The following is a 21,163-nucleotide window of genomic DNA, read 5'->3' on the forward strand; positions in this document are numbered from 1 at the left end:
AATGAAACTGATACGAGTCGAAAACTACGAAGAGATGAGCAGCAGCGCGGCGCAATTGGTGGAACAGCAGATCCTGAACAACAGCCATTCGGTTCTGGGGCTCGCAACCGGATCGACACCGCTTGGCCTTTACCAACAACTGATTCAAGGAGTCAGCGAACGAAAGATCTCCTACCAGCATATCCAAACCCTTAACCTGGATGAATACCGCGGACTGTCGGGCGACCACCCGAACAGCTACCGCCATTTTATGAATGAAAAACTGTTTCTGCATATTGATATTCCTTTGGAGAACACCCATATTCCAAACGGCAAAGCCGTGCCAGTGGAAGTGGAATGCCAGCGTTACGAAGCATTGATTGATGAAATTGGGCCGCCGCATCTGCAGATTCTCGGCATGGGAACGAATGGCCATATTGGCTTTAACGAACCTGGAACGCCAGAAACGAGTTTGACCCATTGCGTGCAGCTTGAAGCGTCGACGCGGAACAGCAATGCACGGTTTTTCAGTGACCGCGATGGCGTACCGACACACGCCGTCACGATGGGGATTCAATCGATTTTGAAAAGTGAAAGGATCCTTGTATTGGCTTCCGGCAAAAAGAAAGCACAAGCTGTAAAGCGATTTCTGGACGGACGTGTCAGCGAAGATTTTCCAGCTTCATTTTTATGGAAACACAATCATGTTACACTGATTGTAGATCAGGATGCCTATAGCCTGGCAGCGGCAGAAGAGGAGTGAATGCTGTGCTGGACAAACAATCGCCGATTCCCATTTACATTCAAATAGAAGAACAGCTGAAACAGCAGATTCAGCAAGGCGACTTTCCAATCGGTGCAGCGATTCCCTCAGAACGCGAATTGACCGAGCGCTTTGGCGTCAGCCGGATGACGGTGCGCCAGTCCATCACCAATTTGGTCAATGACGGCCTGTTATACCGGGAAAAAGGACGCGGCACATTTGTGGCTTCTCCCAAAGTCGAACAGCCGCTCAATGGCTTGACGAGCTTTACGGAAGACATGATGTCGCGCGGCATGGTGCCGAGCAGCCAGCTGATCGGTTTTGACATCATGGAGCCGGAATCCGACGTTGCAGAAGACTTGAAGCTGCTCCATGGCGACCAAGTTTATTTTGTCGAACGCATTCGGTTTGCGGATGAAAAGCCGATGGCGATTGAGCGGACCTATCTGCCGGTCAAACGATTTCCAAATCTGACCGAAGATTCGTTTCAAGGATCACTGTATGCGATAATAGAAAATAACCAGCAGCTGAAAATCAGCCGTGCCACCCAGCGGATGGAAGCAGGGCTGGTGAAAAAAGAGGATGCCGACTTGCTGCACATCAAACAACCGGCAGCGATCCTGATGATCGAACGCATCAGCTACCTGGAGGGTGAGTTGCCATTCGAAGTGGTTCGCAGCACGTACCGGGCCGACCGTTATAAATTCACGACCGATATTCAGAGATAACCCCAAAGGAGAAATGGACATGATTGAAAAAAACTACACCATTACCAGCGAAGAAGGGCTTCACGCACGTCCCGCATCAAAACTAGTCGCGGCAGTGTCACCGTTTTCTGCCGATGTTAAAATGCTGTACAAAGAAAGAGAAGTCAACTTGAAATCCATTATGGGCGTCATGTCACTTGGCGTTTCAAAAGGCAATACCATCAAAATCACAGCTGACGGCAGCGACGAAGAATCCCTTATGGCCAAAGTCGAAGAATTGATTGTGGCTGAAGGACTTGGAAAAGCGTAAGAAATTTGGAGTTGAGCCATCAATGTTAAGCAACTATTTTAAACAAGCACAGGAACGACTGCAGCTTGTCGAGAAACAAGAAAAGCAGGCGATGCTTGCGGCCGCTGAAAAAGTGGCGGATGCAATCCAGGCGGGTGGCATCATCCAACTATTCGGATGCGGCCATTCGCATATTTTGACGGAAGAAGTGTTTTACCGTGCCGGCGGATTGGTGCCAATCAAGCCCATTTTTGTGGAGCCGTTAATGCTCCATGAAGGTGCCGTCCAGTCTTCTCAGCTGGAGCGAAAAAATGACTACGCGGCAAACTTTTTGCAGGAACAGGATTTCGGTGCTGACGACGTGGTCTTTGTCATCTCCACTTCCGGCCGCAACCCGGTGCCGGTGGACGTTGCACTGGCAGCCCGTGAACAAGGGGCATTTGTTATTGGCATCACGTCGCTTGAGTATTCGGGGAGCCAGTCTTCACGCCACAAAAGCGGCAAGCACTTGTTCAACTCGGTAGACTTGGTCATCGACAACCATTCAGTGTCAGGCGATGCCATCTTGTCGTATGAAAGCGTCGAAGTTCCATTCGGTCCGACGTCCACTGTTGTCGGGGCAACAATTTTAAATGCCATTTTCGCGGAAGCTATCAAGAGGATGGCCGATGCAGGCTTCGCGCCGCCCATTTTCTTGAGCGGCAATATCGATGGTGCGGATGCACATAATGCGAAGTTGATCGATAAATACAGTGAGCGAATTTCATTATTGTCTTAACGTTTTTAACGCACGGCAGCGATTTTCTGCCGTGCTTTTTTTGTGCATTTTGGGCTGAACGTGCATAAATTGGTTTGAGCGTGCGTAATTTTTAGTGAGCGTGCATAAACTTTTTTGAACGTGCATATTTTTCAACAAGCGTGCATAAATCAAGAAAAGCGTGCATATTGTATAAAATACTTCACCTAGGACGTTCGAAAATTCAATAAATCTTCGCAAAAAAGCCAGCCGCGGCGTAAACCGTGGCTGGCTCGATAGCTATTTCTTACACAACGCCAATCAAAATTGAAATTGCCAGCAACACAATGCTGAATGCCCACATAATAGGAAGCGAATAGCGGATGTGGCGGCCCATTTCAAGACCAGCCAAGCCAAGCGCCAACCAAAGGGCGGGGGAAAACGGGCTGACAAACGTCCCGATAATATTGCCGATGATCATGGCGTATGCAACAGAGATGGAGGACACGCCAGCTTCCGCAACTACCTGTTCAACAATTGGCAGGAGCGCGAAATAGTAAGCATCTGTACTAAGCAGCAAATCAAACGGTACTCCGAAAAAGCCGATGATGATATGCAGATAAGGAAGAACAAACGCTGGCAGAATTTTGACCAAGTCGTTGGCAATCGAGTCGAGCATCAACGTGCCGTTCAAAATGCCAAGAAAAGACCCGGCGGCCAAAATAATGGCGGCCATCAATAAAGCACTTGGTGCATGATCTTTGATGCGGTCCATCTGGTCTTTCATATTCGGATAATTCAATGGCAATGCAATGCTGACACCAATCATAAAGGCAAAGCCAGCCGGAATGACGCCCCATACGAGAACGCCGATAACTGCCAGTGCCAGAATCGTATTGGCCCAAAGCAATTTAGGGCGGCGCAATGATGCCGCTTTCAATGAAGCTTCGTCTTGAGCACCCTGAACAAGCGGCTGCGCATCTTCATAAATCTCTTCATTAAAATTACCGCGTTTGGCGATCAATCGTTTTTCGCGAATGGCCAATAAGATGGCCAGCCCAACCAGTAGGACGATGCCGATAACCTGGACTTTGATTAATGGGCGCCACAATTCGGTGACGTCCATCCCAAGAACTGCTGCGGTACGGCCAAGCGGGCCACCCCATGGCAGCATATTCATAATGCTGGCGGATGTTCCGACCAATAATAACAAGAGGTAAGGATTCATTTTCAAGCGTTTATACAAAGGCAATAACGCCGGAATCGTAATGAGGAAAGTAGAAGCTCCTGAACCGTCAAGCTGCGCAACGGCTGCAATCAATACCGTTCCGACTGCTACGGCGATAACGTTTCCGCGCGACACCGCAATCATTTTACTGATTAATGGATCGAACAATCCAACGTCCTGCATAATGCCAAAAAACAAGATGGCGAAGATAAACATAATCACGACGCTCATCACGGAGTCAATTCCGCTGTTGAAAAAGTCGCCAATTTCGGCAAAGCTGAACCCTGCCGCGAAAGCTGCAACAATCGGCACCAAAACGAGCGCGACAATCGGGGTGATTTTATTGCTGATGAGCAATGCGACAATGATGACAATGGTTAATAGTCCAATAATGCTTAACATAAGAGTTCCTCCCCAGAGTAGAAAGTTGATTGAAGGAAGAATTGTAAACGCATACATAAAATGCATCCATCGAAAATCCCTCTGCTTCTAAGTTATAGCTCTAAACTTAGCACAGAGGGATTTGAAAAATAAGATTATTCAATTAAGTGAACTAAAGAACTTTAAGGTAGTTTTGTTCATTTTGTCCACGGAATGTAGCGTCTTTCAGGACGGCCGATTTCACCATAGTTTAATTGCGCTTTTGCTTCGCCAATCGACACCAAGTGCTCCAAATAGCGGCGCGCAGTAGAACGGCTGACGCCAACTGCTTTGCCGGCTTCCATGGCATTGATGCCTTCTCGAGCTGAGCCTTGCAGTGTTTCGATAATGCCAATCAAGGTCAGCTGGTCAATGCCTTTAGGCAATTCGCCGTCCAGTGTTTCGCCAGAGGAAAGGGGAGAGTCAATGCCAATCAACCCGTCGATATCCGCTTGTTCCAACTCCTGCCGTGCAGAAAAGACGAGCTTTTGCTCACGGAACCGCAGCAATGCCTGTTCGAAGCGGGCAAAATCCACCGGTTTGACAAGATAATCAAAAACGCCGTGGCGCAATGCTTCTTCAATGGTTGCTGCTTCTTTGGCTGCGGACAGCATGACAATATCGACATGTGGAAAACTGCTACGGATTTCGCGCAGCAATTCAAGCCCTTTGCGGTCAGGAATAAAAACATCCAGCAAAATCAAATCCGGCACTCGATGGCTATTGGTAAGCAAAGCCATCGCTTCATCGCCTGTTTTTGCGACACCCTCTACATGAAAACCGTCTATTTGTTCCACCAGCTGGCGGTTGATCTCGGCGACCCGAAAATCATCTTCAATAATCAATACATGAAGCTCTTGTTTCATAAGATATTCTCCTTTTTGGGTAATGAAACGACAAAACAAGCGCCGCCCAGTTCACTTTCCTCTAGATGCAGTTCGCCGCCAGCTTGGACGATAAGCTGTCTTGTTGTGCTTAAGCCATAGCCGCGGTCTGCCCCTGTTTTCGACGTAAAGCCTCTTTCAAATAAATGCTGTTCGTGTCCAGCTGGAATTCCCGGTCCCGAATCGTCAATTTCAAACAACACATCGTCGCCGACATCGGTAAAGTAAAGTGTAATTTGCCGCTGATGTGCCGGATAACTTTTGACAGCATCAAGCGCGTTGTCAATCAAGTTTCCGATGGCCGCCAGCAAAGCACGGCTTTGCAAGTCCGACAATGGCGTTTCCAATCGGCTGTCCGGATCGATCATCAGCTGGACCTGCTGTTCGCTCGCCTGGTTGAGTTTGCCAATCAAAATGCCGCTGATCAATGGATCGGTCACTTTATCAATAACCTGCTGAATCCATTCCTGTTGAATATCATGTTCCATGCGAATAAAATCAAGCACTTCCTGTTTTTTATTCAAGTAAACCAGTCCCGAAATGGTGTATAGCTTGTTTGAAAACTCATGCGTCTGTGCACGCAGCGCGTTGGCATATTGCTTTACATGCGACAGCTCTTTTGTCAGCGTGTCGATTTCGGTTTTATTGCGGAACGTTGAAACGGCGCCAACCAATGTAGTTTCGTAAAAAATGGGTCCGGAGTTGACGTAGACGGCATGGCTGCCGTAAAGCTCTTCCTGATCAAAGCGGCTCTGGCGGCTTTCCAGAATGTCCGGCAAATCGGAGCTGGGAAGCACTTGCCGAATCGGCTGGCCGATCAATTGGCCAGTATCCTGTTCAGCACCAAACAGCAATTGCTGGGCCATATGGTTGAGCAGGGTAATCTTTCCGGCGTCGTCGACCGCGATAATGCCTTCGTGGGTCGACTGCAAGATTGTTTCTTTTTGAAACAGCAAACGCGAGATTTCTTCGGGTTCAAGGCCATGCAATTTCCGTTTAATATACGTGGCAATGGCGATAGCAACCAGGATTGCGACAACCGTGATAATCACCAGCATCAGCCACAGCTCATGATTATAATCTCCGATAAGCGTCTGGATATCAGTAGCGAGAAACCCGACCGACACGACGCCAATAACATCAGTTCCTGAATAAATCGGTACTTTCGCACGCAGCGAATTGCCGAGCGAGCCAGTAGCTTCAGAGACGTAAGAATCGCCAAACAGAAGTGCACGTTCATTGTCCTCACCGACCATCTTTTTGCCGATTTGTTCGGGATTTGGATGCGAATAGCGGATTTCCTCGGCATTGCCGACAACGATAAACTCGGCACTTGTAGACTGTTGAATCGGAGAAACGAGAGGCTGAATAATCGCCGCTGGATCCGCTGTTTCAAAGGCCTGCGCAATGTCCGGATTGAGCGCCACACTTTCCGCCACGCTCAGTGCTTGTTCACCAAGCTGTGCCTCCAGCGTCTCGGTAATGAAATAATCAAGAAAAATACCGATCACCAAAACAATTGCCAGGATCAGCAGTCCAATCAACGCGATCATCTTCATCTTTAAATTCATGACGTTCTTCGTTGGAATCGATCGTTTTTGGATATCAGCTTTGCGGAATTGAATCATGGGAGAGCTCCTTACTATCAATCTGCTTTTTGTAATAATACCATAAGCTGGGTGGTGGTTTCTGGGCTCGATCCATTTGCTTTTTGGGTTTTGAACTTGATCGTTTGGAAAATATGTACATAGGAATAAAGTCATCGGGAGATTTTAGCGCGCGGCAACGGTCGTCTGTCGTGCTTGTTTTGTGCAATCAGGATGGAGCGTCCGTAAACACAAAAAAGCTGAAGTGGTTGCTCCTCTTCGCAAACAAAAAGCCTCCCCAGTGCAAGAAGCATAGGGGAGGCGATCTTTATTCGGCGGATAACTCGCTTTCGGTTACCCATTTATGGTTGGTGACTTCTTCATCCGTATCAGTTGTTGTAAAGTCGACCATGTAGACAGTCGTTTCTTCAGCGGAATCGATGGTTGCCGTGGCACCTTCCATGCCTTCCATATGATCGGTAGCGATCACGGCTTCGTCACCAGCTGAAAGCGGCATGTCGCCGGCATCTTCCAGCTCTTCGTGAATGACCCATTTGTGGTTTTCAACCGGTTCACCGCCCGTAGTTGGCGTAAAGCTCAATGCATAAACAGTCGTGTCGTAGGCGCCAACAATGGTCGCTTCCGCGCCGTCCATACCCGGCATGTGATCTGCGCTCATGATGGCTTGGCTGCCAACTTCAAATGCTGGATTTTCAGCTTCGGCCAATCCTTCCGGCACTTCGCCAGAGCTCGAGTGATCCATGCCGCCATGGTTCATATCCTCATCCATATTTTCGTCCATCTCTTCACTCATCTCAACCTGATTGTCAGGATCAGCCGGATTCATTCCATCTTCTTCTGTATCTCTGCAGGCTGCTAATGTGATGGCGCTCAGCGCAGACATTGCCAACAGCAGAATTTTGTTTTTCGTCATGAGAATCCCTCTTTCGTTGCTATAGTTTCTATACTGTACCCAAAGAGTGTGCAATTGCTGTGCAGAATCTGCACAAAAAATCAAAACTTTTCTTGTACAATAAAACCTAATGGAACGACAGGAGGAAAAAACATGAACAGCAAATGGATAGTGGCTCCGTTGATGGCGGGCTTATTGATGGCAGGGTGCGGAGAAACGGCAGAACCGGAACCGCAAAACACAGAACCCGCAGCTGGCACAGAAACGGACGAAACGAATGAAACCAATGAAGAATTTGAAATAGCGTTCGATGGGCGCATGGACCATGTCCACGGAATGGGCTTTATCGAAAGTGAGGAAGGGCTTTATTTTGCCTCACATCACGGCCTGAAGATTAACCGCGACGGAGAATGGCTGGAAACAAGCGATCATTTGCATGACTACATGGGATTTAATGCAGTCGATGACGGATTCTACACATCTGGCCACCCGGGACCCGGCTCGATGATGCAAAATCCAATCGGCATCCAGCGCAGCATGGACGGCGGACGTTCGCTCGACCATCTGGGCTTTGAAGGCGAAACTGATTTTCACGGCATGGCGGCCGGCTACCGAAGCCACCACCTGTTTGTGATGAACCCGCAGGAAAATTCGCAAATGGGCCTCGGCTATTTCCGCAGTGAAGATGAAGGGGAGCAGTGGCAGCAAGTGGATGGCAGTGGACTGGAAGGCGAAGTTTCTTCTTTTGCCATGCATCCAAGCGATTCGCAATTGATTGCAGCAGCGACAACCGCAGGAATTTTCTTGTCGGAAGATGGGGGTGACAGCTTTACGCTGCTGACAGAGAATGAGATTTACGGAACAGCTGTGTTCTTCAGTGAAGATGCGCTGTACTATGCAACTTACGGCACGGAGGCAGAGCTTATCGAGTATACTTGGGAAAACGGTGAACAGCAGGCGCATGAATTGCCTGATCTGCCGGAAGACGTCATTCTGTACATCGCACAAAATCCGTCCAACACAGAACAATTGGCTATGTATACAGCGGCGGGCCATGCTTTCTTTTCAGAAGATGGCGGGGGCACGTGGAATCGAATCTTGTATGCAGGCCAAGTAGAGTAACAGCGGAGGTCCCTATGTTCAATAAATTATCCTTGAAAATCGGCTTGTTGTTTTTTGTTTTTATCTTAATTATTGAAGCGTTCCTGTTTTCAACGCTTTATTTCACCTTGGTTAATGAACGCGTCGATGAAGTGATGGAAAATTTATTGGCGCGGGGCGAAACGCACAGCGATGTGCTGGAAGACAGTTTCGAAGAGATGACCTTGGAACATGTCGGCATGATGGAATCAGCTTCTGATTTTATTGTCGTGATTACGGACGAGGCGGGTGAGATTCTGGTCAATTCCGATGCGTTGGAACCGGAAATGCTGGAAGTACTGGGCCACACTGATTTTGCAGCCGTGCCTATAGACGGAGAAATAATTGAAGAAAATTGGCAGGACCAGCGCTATATTGCGACCGACAGCCCGATTACGATTGACGGAGTGCATGAAGGCCACGTCTTTATGTTTGCGCCGACTGACAATATTGAAAGGATCGTTGACCACTTGAAAAATCAATTTCTTCTGGTCGGCATCATCACCGTTCTTTTGACCATTGTCACGATCCTGCTGCTGTCGCGGATTATCACCTTGCCGCTGATTCGCATGAAAGAAGCGACTGAACAATTGAGCCATGGCAACAACCAGGTCGATTTGACGAATGAACGAAATGACGAGCTGGGAGAATTGGCCAATGCCATCACCAAGCTGTCGACCGATCTTGACCGCCTGAAAAATGAGCGCAATGAGTTCCTGTCGAGCATTTCGCACGAATTGCGGACGCCGTTGACTTACATTAAAGGCTATGCCGATATTTTGGAGCGGCCGGAGACAACAGAGCGGGACCGTGAGGAATATATGGGCATTATTCGTGAAGAAGCGGCTCATTTAACGCTGTTGGTTGGGAATTTGTTTGACTTGGCGAAGCTGGACCGCAACCAATTCACGATCGAACGACGGGAAGTTTTCATCGCTGATTTGTTGGAGTCTGTCGCGGTTCTCGTTAGGCCGGCTTTTGAAGAAGAACAAATTGTACTGTCAATCAGCTGCAGCAAAGATGTGAAAATTTCCATCGATCCGGAGCGTATTCAGCAAGTGCTGCTGAACATTCTCGACAATGCCCGCAAGCATTCGTCAGCCGGCAATCGTGTAATGGTGGAATGCCAGGAGGAGTTGGAGGGCATTGCGATTCAAATTCGTGATGAAGGACAGGGGATTCCGGAAGAGGAACTGCCTTTCGTCTTTGACCGTTTATACCGCGTGGAGAAATCAAGGTCGCGCGAACGGGGCGGTTCTGGACTCGGATTGGCCATTGCCAAGGAAATCGTTGAGTCGCATGGTGGCAAGATCCACATTGACAGCCAATTTGGAAAAGGGACGACCGTCACCGTACGATTGAAAAGGGGTGGAAACCATTCATAAGGTTTTGTTGGTGGATGATGAAAAACGAATGCTGGACCTGGTGGCGCTGTATTTGCAGCCGCATGATTATGCCTGCACAAAAGCAGGCAGCGGCAGGCAAGCGTTGGATTTATTGAACAATGAAGAGTTTGATCTGGTACTGCTGGATATTATGATGCCCGATATGGACGGCTGGCAAGTATGCCGCGAAATCCGCAAATCTTCCAATGTACCCATCATCATGCTGACGGCGCGTGAGCAGCAAGAAGACATTGTCAAAGGTCTGCGCCTTGGTGCGGATGATTACATGACCAAGCCGTTCGGTGAAGAAGAGTTGCTGGCGCGAATGGAAGCCTTGCTGCGCCGCAGCCTTCCAGCAAAACGCATCGAAGTGCAGGGGCTGGTATGGGAAGAAGACCGTTTTGAGTTGAGCTATCACCACCAACCCATCCGTTTGACGCCAAAAGAATTTTCGATGCTCGGCCTCTTGATGAAGAATCCGAATAAAGTATTCGAGCGCGACCGGCTGTTGGAATTAGTGTGGGGGTTTGACTCGGAGACAGAAGGCCGTACTGTCGACTCACATGTCCGCAACATTCGCGAGAAGATCCGCCAAGCCGGCTTTCCCATCGACAAACATTTCCAGACCGTATGGGGCATCGGCTATAAATGGGTCCATTAGAAAACCGCTGCAGAAAAATCTGCAGCGGTTTTTTCGCCGTGTTTCTTTAGGCATTCTATTCTGAGTGGTGGAGAAAACTTCGGAGCGACCGCAAACTTTCCCTGAGCGACTGCATTGCTCGGAAGCCCAACCTCTAAATCAATCGTTCGCCCGACACGGACCGTGCCGCGTGGATGCCGCTCGTTGCGGCTCCAATTGTCCCACCGCCGGGGAAAACGTGATCGCCGCAGACGTAAAGGTTTGGCAAGCCGGAACGATGCGAAATGGAATTGAACAGGGCGGCGTCCAAAGTTTGAGGAAAGCCGCCAACCAGGCCATTGGTCCGCCCTGCATAATGATCCCAGGCTCTTGGCGCGCCGCTTTCCATGTGGACAATGGCGTCGCGGAACTCAGGGACGACCTTTTGGATGGCCTGGAGCATGCGCTCTGTTAAAACCTCCCGTGTGTTTTCGTACTTTTCCTGGTTGTCCCATTCCTGGAGGCGTGAATGTGTGGAGATCGTTACGGTTTGGAAGCCATCCGGTGCGCGCAAGTCGTCGCCTGCAACAGAAGAGGACATGAAAAAATGGCCGCCTTCTGAAAGGCCATCACCTGTTGAGATTTGACGGAATGGCGGCAGCGGTTCATGGAGTTTGCTCGAATCTACTGCTAAATACAGCGTCAGCGTCGTCCAAGTTTCCCCAGCAATCCCATCACGCAAAGAAACTTTCAGTTTTGTCACCAGCTCCGGCGCCAAAATTTTCGGTAATTGCTGGATCGGAACGTTCAGGATGACATCTGTCGCTTCATAGGTATTGCCGCGATGATCGGTGGCAATCCATAAATCGCCTTGCCGCTCCAGCTTTTCGAGGGTACGCCGCTTTTTCAGTACCCCGCCATTATCTTTCAAGCTGTCGCCCATCAATTCAGCAAAACGGTATAAACCGCCCGGCACGTAGTAGGCTCCTTCGTGGTAAATATCAAGTGCCACCGCAGCCAATAAATACGCCACGTCTTCACTGCCCGTTTGCATGCTGTCAATCAGCAGGCCGTCCAGCATATGGCGAAACTCTTTTAACTCGTGCAAGTCGTGTTTCTTCAACCGCTGTCCCAAGGTTTGGTTAAAGAATGGCAGGAGCTTGACGTGCTTGGGGCGTACGGATTTTGTCAGAAACGCCCACTCGGTTGCCGTGGCAGGGGGCAGGGAAGGAAGCGGGTCCATCAAGGTCCGTACGATGGAAGCGGTGCGGTGGATTTCTTTGTAGAAAGCACGGATCTTGTCGCTGTGGTCGGGGAAATGCGAGGCGATGCCGTCAACGTGGCGTGCGCGGTCTTTATGGAACACAAACGTTGTTTCCGGATGGACCATTTCCATTACCTGTTCGAGCGGTTCGATGGTCATTGGTGCGCCAAGAAAGCGAAAAACGCGGTCGTGAATGCCTCCAGGTTCAAGGCCCATGCCGAGTGTTGCGCCAGCCGGAAATAAATACTTATTGCGCTTGAATTTGCCAGCGCAGCCGCCGAGTTCCGAGGAAGCTTCCAGCAGCGTTACTGGCCATCCTGCTTTTGCGAGCAGTGAGCCCGCTGTCAATCCGCCGATTCCTGCGCCTATTACCAATACTGTTCGTGCCATCCGAATCCACTCCTTTGTTTCCATTATGGCGATAAAGCGGAAACCCTGCCAATACAAAAGCCCGGCTGCTTGGAAATTTCCAAGCAGCCGGGCTTTTAATAGACAAATTTAAGCAACGTTGCGGCAAGCTTCTGCACATTTTGCGCAGGCTTCTGCACATTTTTGGCAGTGTTCGTGATCGTGTTTTGAACATTCTGCAGCGCACGCCTCACAAATAGTCGCGCATGCTTGCGCCAGCTCGGCGACAAATGGCGAGTTGCGGGTAATTGCATGCTCGAGATACGCACAGATATCTGCGCACTCACGGTCAAGTCGAATGCAAGGCACCATCATTTTCACATCATCTTCCTGTAAACACGCATCAAAACAGTGGTTGCACGCTGCTGCGCAATCGTGCAAAGTTTTAATCAGTTCTGCATGTTGTTCATGTGCCATCAATAAAACCTCCAGTTTCAGATTTTGTGGTTCTTCTACTCCGTTTCCCCTCAGATTGTGAAATAAATGGGAATAAAGAAACTCGACAAAAACTGCACAGTTAGTTTTCCGGCGGGGCTTTCAATTGGCGCAGCTGCGCATCATATTCTTCTTTGCTGATCTCACCGCTAACGTAGCGCTGGCGCAATGCTTCCGAAGCTTTGTTAGGTGCGCCCGGTTCGGTGCGTGCTGCGTTGTTGCGAGCTTTGATCAATGTGAACCACAGGATGGTTCCGATTCCAGCCAGCAGAACGATAAAACCAACAGCTATGGTAATGCCAAGTGCCGGGTTGCCGGGTGTAAAAAATTCGCCCATTGGTTTCGACTTCCTCTCTTTGCTAAAATTTTTGTCGTTTTTTCAAACTCTTCATGCGGTTACGAAACTCTTCTTCGCTGATTTCACCTTTGGCATACTGTTCTTTCAGCAATTGCAATTGTTTATTCTTCGGAGGCAACATGTAGCGGGGGAGCCTCTGCTGACTGGCGTAAATCACTAAACCAATAAACGCAATGACTAGAAATATCAAAAACAGCAGCATCCACACGTACAATGGAATTACGGGATTCATCACGGCAGCTTCCACACACGCCACACTCCTTTTTGGAAGGGGTCCACGCATTTGTTATAGTTCTATTTTACACGTTTTGGCCACTGAATATTCGTCCAATGTACAATTAAAGCAAAAATTTATGAATGGAAAATTCTGATAGTTATGCTACGATATGTCTACAAACCAAAGGAGGCATTTTCATGTTCATACATAAGATTGACGAAGATTTATCACTCAAAATTCAGGAAATGCGCGACGCTGAACGAATTTTTGAACTGACCGATTCATCCAGAGAGTATTTGAAAGAGTGGTTGCCATGGCTGGATTTTACTACCGAATTAAAAGACACTCAAGACTTTATTAAATCCGGCAGCAGCAATTTTGTTGAAGGCAAAAGCCTTGGTGCAGTTATTCTCTACAAAGGAGAAATTGTTGGGATTGGCGGTTTCAATAATATCAACCATGCCAACAAAACAGCTTATATCGGCTACTGGCTTGGCCAGGAGTATCAGGGCAACGGCATCATGACTCGCGTTGCAAAAGCCTTGACCGACTATGCCTTGACTGATCTTCAGCTCAATAAAGTCGAAATCCGTGCAGCAGTCGAAAACCATAAAAGCCGCAGCATCCCGGAACGCCTCGGCTACACCGAAGAAGGCACCATCCGCCAAGCCGAATGGCTGTATGACCGATATGTCGATCACGTTGTTTACGGCATGCTGGCTTCTGAATGGAAGTAAGAAAAGCGTAAGCAGCCGTTTAGCCCCGACAAGCGCTGGAAAATAAGAAAAGCGTAAGCGCCCGTAAAAATAAAAAACTAAGCAAAGCAGCTCACACGCTGCTTTGCTTTTTTAAAAATGAGCGTAGAATACAAAGTAACAGCAGGCTTTTATTCGACTGGAGGGAATGCAAATGGACAACAGCATCTCCATCAACAAGCTCAGCAAAGTTTACAGCAAGACAACCGTGCTCCATGAAGTGGATCTGCAAGTTGCGAAAGGTGAGATTTTCGGATTGATTGGACCATCGGGTTCAGGGAAAACAACTTTGGTTAAAATGATTGTCGGAATCGATTCACCGAGCGGCGGCACGGTAGAAGTGCTTGGCAAACGTGTACCGAATTTAGAGCTGCTCCAAAACATAGGCTACATGGCGCAATCGGACGCGCTGTATCCGGAATTGACCGGCAAGGAAAATTTAAGCTTTTTCGCTTCGCTCTACAAAATGAAAAAAATGGTTCTGAAAGAACGGATCGCCTATGCTGCTGATCTGGTCCAGCTAACCGATGAGCTGGGCAAGAAAGTGTCAGCTTATTCAGGCGGCATGAAGCGTCGCTTGTCGCTGGCCATCGCGCTGGTCCATGATCCGAAAATCCTGATTCTCGATGAACCGACTGTCGGCATTGATCCGGAACTTCGGCTTTCGATCTGGAGCGAGTTGATGCTGTTAAAAAGGGAACAGGGCAAGACCATCATCGTCACGACCCATGTCATGGACGAAGCAGAAAAATGCGACCGCATCGCCATGGTGCGTGAAGGCGGAATCCTGGCAGCCGGAACTCCGGACGAATTAAAGCTGGCTTACGGTGCGGCTGATTTAGAAGGCGTCTTTTTGCAGGCAGGGAGGGATGCGCGATGAGAGTGTTGGCATTGATTAAACGCATCATGCTGCAGCTGCTTCGGGACAAACGGACAATGGCATTGCTGTTTTTCGCACCACTCATTGTTTTAACCTTGATGTATTTCTTTTTTAACGGTGACAATGAAAATCCGCAGCTCGGCGTTGTCGGAGGCAATGAACCGCTCGTTGCTGCGTTGGAAAATGCGTCGATTGATGTGGTTTCTTACGATGAGGCCGACAACCAAACCGTCATTGCTGATGAGTTGGATGGTTTATTGGAAGTAAATGAAGGCGGTTTCCAACTTACTCTGGAAAACAATGATCCGAGCACATCCCGAGCGTTATTGATGCAAATTACGCAGGCAGCAGCCATGCAAGGGGGAGCCGGTGCGCCCGCGAGCATCGATGCAGAATACATTTATGGAGATGCGGAAACGGAATTTTTTGATGTTCTCGGTCCGATCCTGGTTGGCTTTTTCGTCTTCTTTTTCGTCTTTTTGATTTCTGGAATTGGGTTATTGAAAGAGCGGGTATCGGGAACGCTGGAGCGGTTGCTGGCAACACCGATCCGGCGCTGGGAAATCGTATTGGCTTATTTGACTGGCTTTGGGATTTTTGCCATCATCCAGACGACCATCGTCGTGTTCTACTCGATTCAAGTATTGGACATGGTGATGGTCGGGCAAGTTTGGCACGTCATTATCGTCAACCTGATGCTGGCTTTGGTGGCCCTGTCGCTCGGCATTTTGCTGTCGACATTCGCATCTTCTGAATTTCAAATGGTGCAGTTTATCCCCATCATCGTCGTTCCACAAATCTTTTTTGCCGGCATCATTCCGCTTGAAGGCATGGCCGACTGGCTTCAAAATGTCAGCCGCATCATGCCGCTGTATTACGCAGCCGATGCCTTGAAAGCCATCATGTACAGGGGCGAAGGGTTATCGGATGTTTCTGGCAATCTGCTGGCGCTTGCTGCGTTTGCGGCGGTTTTCATCTTCTTGAATATCATTGCCTTGAAACGCAACCGAAAATTATAAAATCAAAAATCACTCTTACTACCTACCTCTAAGGCGCGACATTTGATAATATTAACGTGCAAGGAAATTTTAGCTATTCACAGCACCTAAAGGAGAGAATAATAGAATGAAATACTTTTTAATTGGAGTCCTCATCGCCTTAGCAGGTGTGTTGGTTGCTTATTTGACGAACGACTGGTCACTGGTTTTCGTGATTAGCGGCTTTGCTGCCGGCATCGCGTTGATTTGGGGCGTATTGGCACTGGGGACAGGCAAGAACAAGTCGACGAGAACGACAAGTTCAGAAAAACGCCGTGAAAAACAACAGCGCGTTGCAAAAATGAAAAATGCAGTATTGGTCGCTGTGCCAAACATTACCGCAGTAATTGTAAACTTGACGATGATTTCATAAAGCGGATGGGGTGAAGAATTGTTAGGGTACTACAGCAGTTTGTCATCAGAAGTATACGATCTCGATAAACCGATCGGCAGTTCATTTGGGGACATTGAATACTACCTGGAGCGCTTGGCTTCGTGCAAAGGACGCATTTTGGAGCCAGCGACGGGAACGGGGCGTTTGCTCGTGCCGTTGCTGGAAAAAGGATTTGAAGTCGACGGCTTTGACATGTCTGATGAAATGCTCAAAGTTTGTCGAGCCAACTGCAAAGAGCGGGGACTGGCACCCAAATTGTTTAACGCCAAAATGGAATCGTTCTCGATCGAGAAAAAATACGAAGCGATCGTTATCCCGACAGGAACTTTTCTTTTGCTCCATGAACGCGAAAAATCCCTTCAGGCTTTGCAAAATTTCCATCGTCACCTGGAGACTGGCGGCCGATTGATTGTTGATTTGCATGTGCCAGCTAACATTGAGCTCGAAAAAACGTCGACGCGGACGTGGCAAGCCATCAATGGCGACACATTGACCGTCGAAAGCAAAAAAGTTGAAGTGGACTGGATCCGGCAATATTTTGTTTCACAGGGCCGCTATGAGCGCTGGCGCGAAGGGCAGCTGCTTGAGACCGAACTCGAGCGCTACCCAATGCGCTGGTACGGCGTCGAGGAATTCAAGACTATCCTTGAAAAGATTGGTTTCAGCAAGATCAGCATTTCAACAGGCTATCAATTTGGCGAGTACCCCAAAAATGCAGACGCCATCATTACTTTTGAAGCAGTGAAATAGAAAAACGAGGCCAATTGCGCCTCGTTTTTTTTGCTTAAGACAGCTCTCTTTTTAACTATGCAGTCTTTCCTTATTTTCTATTCAATTCCACGGCATCCCAAATCAGCAGCTTCAGTTCGTCGGTCCGGATTTCATCGGTCCGGTTCAGTCGCACATGACGCATTTTTTTGCCGTCGCCTTCCAGCAAGTTGGACTCATCGCGAAGCTCTGTGCCGCGGTAAAAGCCGAAATTCACGTGGCCTTTGGCAGTTTGCATATAGCATACGAGCCCTTCCTTAGCATAGCTTGGATTGGCCCATTTAAAGCCCTCGTCCATTTCCGGGTATGCCTCAAACACCAGCGTACGCAGCTCTTTGACAATATCTTGTGTCGGATTTTCCAAACCTTCGATGAATTTATCTACTTGCGGATCTTTGACCGGATGCATAAATAGACTCCCCTTAATTTGTTTTTGTGATACTAGTAAAACGTGCATCTTACTCGGTTAAGTTGAATTAATAATGTTTTTTTGACTAGGAAACTGGATAAAAGATTCCTCTGTTCTGCCCCATCATAACGCAGTTGAAGCGAAAAACAAAACGTTCTATGACATATTGACGGAATATTGCAAACTGGCTAAGCTGATTAGTAAGGAAAATTGAAAAACATTGCAGCAGCTTTTTTTAGGAGGAACGCTATGCTTATCATCAACGAACAGCAGATTCAGCAAACATACCATATAGACGACGCTATCCGTGACGTCACTGAAATGCTGCGGGCCAAGCAACAAGGACACATTAACAATCCACATCGCACCGTTCTAGATTTTCCGGAACGAAAGGCCTCGGCACTTTACATGCCAAGTGCCGACATGGCAAATGAAATCTCAGGCGTCAAAGTTGTCACCATCTTTCCGGAAAATCCGGCAAAGGGCAAGCCGACTACGCAAGGCGTCATCTTATTATCCGATGGCGACAATGGAGAGCATGTCGCGATGATGGCGGCTTCCTATTTAACCCGCTTGCGCACCGGTGCGCTCAGCGCCATCGCTACCGATCTGCTGGCGCGCAAGAAAAGCCGCGTACTGACTGTCATCGGCACCGGCGCAATGGCATTTGAGCAAGTGCTAGGGGTACTGGCAGTGCGGCCGATTGAACGGATCATCCTGGTCAACCGGACACCGGAAAAAGCAGAGCGCTTTGGCAAAAGCCTCATGGCATTCGGCATCGAAACTCCCTATACTGTTGAAACTATCGTCTCATCAGCGGTACAGCAGACCGATATCATTTGCTGTGCGACGCGATCGAATGAGCCAGTCTTTAATGGAGAAGATTTAAATCCAGGGACGCATATTAACGGTGTCGGCTCCTATTTGCCAAGCATGCGTGAAATGGATGAAACGACCATACTGCGCGCCGACAAAATTGTAGCAGATGACATTGTGGGCGTTAAAGGCGAAGCGGGCGAACTGATTCATAGCGCAGAAAGCGGAGACTGGTCGTTCGATCAGCTGCATGCCGAACTTGGACAACTTGTTGCCGGAGACAAAGCCGGCCGTGAAGCAGAATCCGAAATTACGTTCTTTAAATGCGTGGGCGCTGCCTATTTTGACTTAGCCGTTGCCAAAGGTGTCTATAGGAAAGTAGCGGCTAGCGGGGAAGGGATGCAAGTGGAATTGTAAATATAGCTGAAAGCCTCCACTTGTGGGAGGCTGTTGATTTGGCTGAGCGATGAGGTTTTACCAATCCGTTATTCAAGGGTATTTGTAAAATGAATTTACAAATACCCTTGAATAAATATACAAACTTAATATAAAAAATCACGTTGTACTTGGGTGTTTTTGTATAATAATAGAGGGGAGTGAAAGAAATGAAGCTAATTAGAGGGAATGTCAAAGGCTACAAGGAGTTAACCATTCCATACACCTTTATTCAAAATGATGAAAAACCAAAAATACTAGCAATATTTCTTCCTGGCGCTGGCTACAATGCAACAGCTCCATTGTTTCATTTCGCAGAAGAAGTTTATTTAACTAGAGGATACGATGTATTGCGGGTGGACTATCGCTATATAGACGAAGAATATGATGAATTTACAGGTGCAGAATTGAACAAAGCGGTAAAAGTAGATGTAACGGCTGTTTTGGACCAGTTTTTTTCAAATCACGCGTATGATGAATACTACATAGTTGGGAAATCACTTGGAACCATTGCAATGAGCTTGGAAGTAGAGAAACCAAGATTTAAAAACGCTAAAGTAATTTGGCTGACACCATTGATTGATCAACTAAAAGTTTTGGAAACCATGGTGAGCACCCCTCATCCAGCTTTATGTTTTGTCGGCGATCGGGATCGTTACTACTCCGAAGAGAACTACAGTAAACTAGCAGCTAATCCGAATCTGACAGCAAACTTGTATCCCGGATTGAATCACAGTTTGGAGTATGGAGACAATCCTGTGGAATCGATTGGAAAGTTGCAAAACATTATTGCAGACATTGCAAAGTTTTAACTTTGTAAGTTAAAAAAGTAGCTTAAAAATTCGTTGTGCTGCGTGAGTATTAGCATGGCAGTTTGCTTATTGGTACAGAGATCCTTTAAACATAAAAATTGGACAGCTCATATTGAGAGTTTTAGTGCCGCCATATCCTAAGCGATAGAAGAGTATTTGTATTGTAATCCATACATAAAAAAACAACACGCCAAAGCGCATTGCTGATTATTCTTTGATATGCCCAATCGCTTTTGCGGGATTGCCACCGACGATGGTGTTGGCGGGTACGTCTTTGGTGACAACGGCGCCGGAAGCAACGATGGCATTGTCGCCAATTGTGACGCCGGGGTTGATAACCGCACGGCCGCCAATCCAGACGTTGTGGCCGATTGTGACCGGCTTGCCAAACTCTTTGCCGGAATTCCGCGCAGCTGGTTCAAGTGGATGAGTAGCGGTATAAATATGGACGCCTGGTGCAATCATGCAATTGTCGCCGATGCGGATTTCGCATACATCCAGAAATACGCAGTCGAAATTGGCGTAGAAGTTTTCGCCAACGTGCATATTGAACCCATAATCGCAGCGGATCGTCGGTTCGGCATGGAGGATTTCACCAGTCGAACCGAATAATTTCTTCAACAGATCGGTGCGATCCTGGCCATCCATTTCCGTCGTTTCATTAAAAAGGCGGCTAAGGCGGCGTGCATTCATACGGTTTTGGCGAAGCTCAGAATCCTGCGGATCGTACATTTCACCAGCGATCATCTTCTCTTTTTCGGTTTTCATTTGTCAGCCTCCCTGCAAAATACTAGTAAATTGATTGTATCACAGCCGATTTGAAAAATACTTAGTAAGTTTATGGAATATTCTTTATAATAGAGAGAGACGGGAGTGAATGTGATGAAAACAATAAACAGCAAAGTCACCGGCTACAAAGGAATCGAAGTTCCTTACACAGTTGTGCTGACAGAAGATTACACAAAAAAACTGGCCATTTTTCTGCCAGGGGCAGGGTACACAACCAAAAGTCCACTTTTTCATTTCGCTGAAGAAATTTTCTTGAACCAAAACTATGAGGTGCTAAGGATTAATTATCAATACACGGACAAAGCCTATGATGGATTCACCATGGGCGAACTGGATGAAGCGATTCTCCATGACGTGCGTTTAGTTATCAGCGATGTGCTGAAAGGAAGCAGCTATCAGGAGTTTTACCTGGTCGGCAAATCACTGGGGACGATTGCGATGGGCGCCGAAATGAAGCGTCCGGAGTTCAGCGAAGCAAAAGCCGTATGGGTAACGCCCCTATTAAACCGGGAAGAAGTCCTCAACACCATGGTCAACAGTAAGAATCGAGCATTATGTTATATGGGCGATAAAGACCGCTACTACTCGTCAGGAGCATTTGAATTGCTGAAAACAAATCCGAATTTGGAGGCAATCTTATTGCCGGATATTAATCACCGTCTGGATTGCGAAACCGATGCACTCAAATCCATCGATGCCTTAAAGCAAATCATCGCAGGAATCAAAAACTTTTAAAC

At 47.9% G+C, this 21,163-nt stretch carries 25 protein-coding genes; 15 read left to right on the plus strand and 10 right to left on the minus strand.

All coding sequences use genetic code 11. The annotated features are described in order from the left end of the window. Position 1: 1 nt before the first annotated feature. From nagB to AC4EG4_RS11015, 4 genes are read left to right on the plus strand one after another with little or no spacing between them, the layout of a single operon-like run. On the plus strand, positions 2–742 hold the full coding sequence (gene nagB / locus AC4EG4_RS11000) for a glucosamine-6-phosphate deaminase (protein ID WP_490987829.1): 741 nt from the start codon (positions 2–4) through the stop codon (positions 740–742). A gap of 5 nt (positions 743–747) precedes the next feature. After that, positions 748–1,470: a GntR family transcriptional regulator gene (locus AC4EG4_RS11005; protein ID WP_490979274.1), complete on the plus strand. Its 723-nt coding sequence runs from the start codon at positions 748–750 to the stop codon at positions 1,468–1,470. A gap of 19 nt (positions 1,471–1,489) precedes the next feature. Then, positions 1,490–1,759: a phosphocarrier protein HPr gene (locus tag AC4EG4_RS11010; protein WP_490979273.1), complete on the plus strand. Its 270-nt coding sequence runs from the start codon at positions 1,490–1,492 to the stop codon at positions 1,757–1,759. A gap of 22 nt (positions 1,760–1,781) precedes the next feature. Further along, positions 1,782–2,516 (plus strand): SIS domain-containing protein, encoded by a 735-nt coding sequence (locus AC4EG4_RS11015; RefSeq protein WP_490987830.1) that lies wholly within the window; start codon positions 1,782–1,784, stop codon positions 2,514–2,516. A gap of 265 nt (positions 2,517–2,781) precedes the next feature. Here AC4EG4_RS11015 and AC4EG4_RS11020 read toward each other — a convergent pair whose 3' ends face one another. From AC4EG4_RS11020 to AC4EG4_RS11035, 4 genes are all read right to left on the minus strand, one after another. Beyond that, positions 2,782–4,104: a CitMHS family transporter gene (locus tag AC4EG4_RS11020; protein WP_490979271.1), complete on the minus strand. Its 1,323-nt coding sequence runs from the start codon at positions 4,102–4,104 to the stop codon at positions 2,782–2,784. A 176-nt stretch (positions 4,105–4,280) separates the two neighbouring features. After that, the gene (locus AC4EG4_RS11025) at positions 4,281–4,988 is read right to left on the minus strand and encodes a response regulator (RefSeq protein WP_490987831.1); all 708 of its coding nucleotides are present in this window, start codon (positions 4,986–4,988) and stop codon (positions 4,281–4,283) included. Continuing rightward, on the minus strand, positions 4,985–6,634 hold the full coding sequence (locus AC4EG4_RS11030; protein WP_490987832.1) for an ATP-binding protein: 1,650 nt from the start codon (positions 6,632–6,634) through the stop codon (positions 4,985–4,987). The genes AC4EG4_RS11025 and AC4EG4_RS11030 overlap by 4 nt, the downstream gene beginning before the upstream one ends. A 286-nt stretch (positions 6,635–6,920) precedes the next feature. Further along, the gene (locus tag AC4EG4_RS11035) at positions 6,921–7,526 is read right to left on the minus strand and encodes a YdhK family protein (RefSeq protein WP_490987833.1); all 606 of its coding nucleotides are present in this window, start codon (positions 7,524–7,526) and stop codon (positions 6,921–6,923) included. A gap of 132 nt (positions 7,527–7,658) precedes the next feature. Between AC4EG4_RS11035 and AC4EG4_RS11040 the strand changes: the two genes are divergently transcribed. Genes AC4EG4_RS11040 through AC4EG4_RS11050 form a run of 3 tightly spaced genes read left to right on the plus strand, consistent with a single transcriptional unit; the run spans position 7,659 to position 10,691 of the window. Beyond that, positions 7,659–8,627 (plus strand): F510_1955 family glycosylhydrolase, encoded by a 969-nt coding sequence (locus tag AC4EG4_RS11040; RefSeq protein ID WP_490987834.1) that lies wholly within the window; start codon positions 7,659–7,661, stop codon positions 8,625–8,627. A gap of 14 nt (positions 8,628–8,641) precedes the next feature. Continuing rightward, positions 8,642–10,030: a sensor histidine kinase gene (locus tag AC4EG4_RS11045; RefSeq protein ID WP_490987835.1), complete on the plus strand. Its 1,389-nt coding sequence runs from the start codon at positions 8,642–8,644 to the stop codon at positions 10,028–10,030. After that, a complete protein-coding gene (locus AC4EG4_RS11050; RefSeq protein ID WP_490988041.1) occupies positions 10,023–10,691 on the plus strand; it encodes a response regulator transcription factor in 669 nt (222 codons plus the stop codon). The genes AC4EG4_RS11045 and AC4EG4_RS11050 overlap by 8 nt, the downstream gene beginning before the upstream one ends. 133 nt (positions 10,692–10,824) lie before the next feature. On the opposite strand, the gene AC4EG4_RS11055 is transcribed toward AC4EG4_RS11050, so the two are convergent. From AC4EG4_RS11055 to AC4EG4_RS11070, 4 genes are all read right to left on the minus strand, one after another. Continuing rightward, positions 10,825–12,303 (minus strand): phytoene desaturase family protein, encoded by a 1,479-nt coding sequence (locus AC4EG4_RS11055; RefSeq protein ID WP_490987836.1) that lies wholly within the window; start codon positions 12,301–12,303, stop codon positions 10,825–10,827. 108 nt (positions 12,304–12,411) lie between these two features. Then, positions 12,412–12,738: a four-helix bundle copper-binding protein gene (locus tag AC4EG4_RS11060; RefSeq protein WP_490979264.1), complete on the minus strand. Its 327-nt coding sequence runs from the start codon at positions 12,736–12,738 to the stop codon at positions 12,412–12,414. Positions 12,739–12,838: 100 nt separating this feature from the next. Next, positions 12,839–13,093 (minus strand): SHOCT domain-containing protein, encoded by a 255-nt coding sequence (locus AC4EG4_RS11065; protein ID WP_490979263.1) that lies wholly within the window; start codon positions 13,091–13,093, stop codon positions 12,839–12,841. Between the two features lie 22 nt (positions 13,094–13,115). After that, a complete protein-coding gene (locus AC4EG4_RS11070) occupies positions 13,116–13,361 on the minus strand; it encodes an SHOCT domain-containing protein (RefSeq protein WP_490987837.1) in 246 nt (81 codons plus the stop codon). Between the two features lie 167 nt (positions 13,362–13,528). Here AC4EG4_RS11070 and AC4EG4_RS11075 point away from each other — a divergent pair, with 167 nt between their 5' ends. The 5 genes from AC4EG4_RS11075 (at position 13,529) to AC4EG4_RS11095 (ending at position 17,147) form a co-directional block, all read left to right on the plus strand. Then, a complete protein-coding gene (locus AC4EG4_RS11075) occupies positions 13,529–14,068 on the plus strand; it encodes a GNAT family N-acetyltransferase (protein WP_490987838.1) in 540 nt (179 codons plus the stop codon). 172 nt (positions 14,069–14,240) lie between these two features. Further along, entirely contained in the window at positions 14,241–14,966 is a 726-nt protein-coding gene (locus tag AC4EG4_RS11080; RefSeq protein ID WP_490987839.1) for an ABC transporter ATP-binding protein, read from the plus strand. Further along, positions 14,963–15,985 carry an ABC transporter permease gene (locus tag AC4EG4_RS11085; protein ID WP_490987840.1) on the plus strand — a complete coding sequence of 341 codons (1,023 nt, stop codon included), beginning with the start codon at positions 14,963–14,965 and terminating at the stop codon, positions 15,983–15,985. Before AC4EG4_RS11080 ends, AC4EG4_RS11085 begins: the two co-directional genes overlap by 4 nt. Positions 15,986–16,091: 106 nt before the next feature. Beyond that, entirely contained in the window at positions 16,092–16,376 is a 285-nt protein-coding gene (locus AC4EG4_RS11090) for a DUF5316 domain-containing protein (protein WP_490987841.1), read from the plus strand. An 18-nt stretch (positions 16,377–16,394) separates the two neighbouring features. After that, positions 16,395–17,147: a class I SAM-dependent methyltransferase gene (locus AC4EG4_RS11095; protein WP_490987842.1), complete on the plus strand. Its 753-nt coding sequence runs from the start codon at positions 16,395–16,397 to the stop codon at positions 17,145–17,147. A gap of 70 nt (positions 17,148–17,217) precedes the next feature. Here AC4EG4_RS11095 and AC4EG4_RS11100 read toward each other — a convergent pair whose 3' ends face one another. Further along, positions 17,218–17,574 (minus strand): DUF1801 domain-containing protein, encoded by a 357-nt coding sequence (locus AC4EG4_RS11100; RefSeq protein WP_490979256.1) that lies wholly within the window; start codon positions 17,572–17,574, stop codon positions 17,218–17,220. A 249-nt stretch (positions 17,575–17,823) separates the two neighbouring features. Between AC4EG4_RS11100 and AC4EG4_RS11105 the strand changes: the two genes are divergently transcribed. Beyond that, positions 17,824–18,807, plus strand: coding sequence for an ornithine cyclodeaminase family protein (locus tag AC4EG4_RS11105; protein ID WP_490987843.1), 984 nt, complete (start codon positions 17,824–17,826; stop codon positions 18,805–18,807). A 188-nt stretch (positions 18,808–18,995) separates the two neighbouring features. Further along, complete coding sequence (locus AC4EG4_RS11110; protein WP_490979254.1) at positions 18,996–19,637, plus strand: alpha/beta hydrolase; 642 nt, start codon at positions 18,996–18,998, stop codon at positions 19,635–19,637. Positions 19,638–19,844: 207 nt separating this feature from the next. Here AC4EG4_RS11110 and AC4EG4_RS11115 read toward each other — a convergent pair whose 3' ends face one another. After that, positions 19,845–20,405: a maltose acetyltransferase domain-containing protein gene (locus AC4EG4_RS11115; RefSeq protein ID WP_490979253.1), complete on the minus strand. Its 561-nt coding sequence runs from the start codon at positions 20,403–20,405 to the stop codon at positions 19,845–19,847. A 114-nt stretch (positions 20,406–20,519) separates the two neighbouring features. Between AC4EG4_RS11115 and AC4EG4_RS11120 the strand changes: the two genes are divergently transcribed. After that, positions 20,520–21,161: an alpha/beta family hydrolase gene (locus AC4EG4_RS11120; RefSeq protein WP_490979252.1), complete on the plus strand. Its 642-nt coding sequence runs from the start codon at positions 20,520–20,522 to the stop codon at positions 21,159–21,161. The last annotated feature ends 2 nt before the right edge of the window (positions 21,162–21,163 follow it).

It is taken from the genome of Planococcus sp. TJ-201 (genome assembly GCF_058268495.1).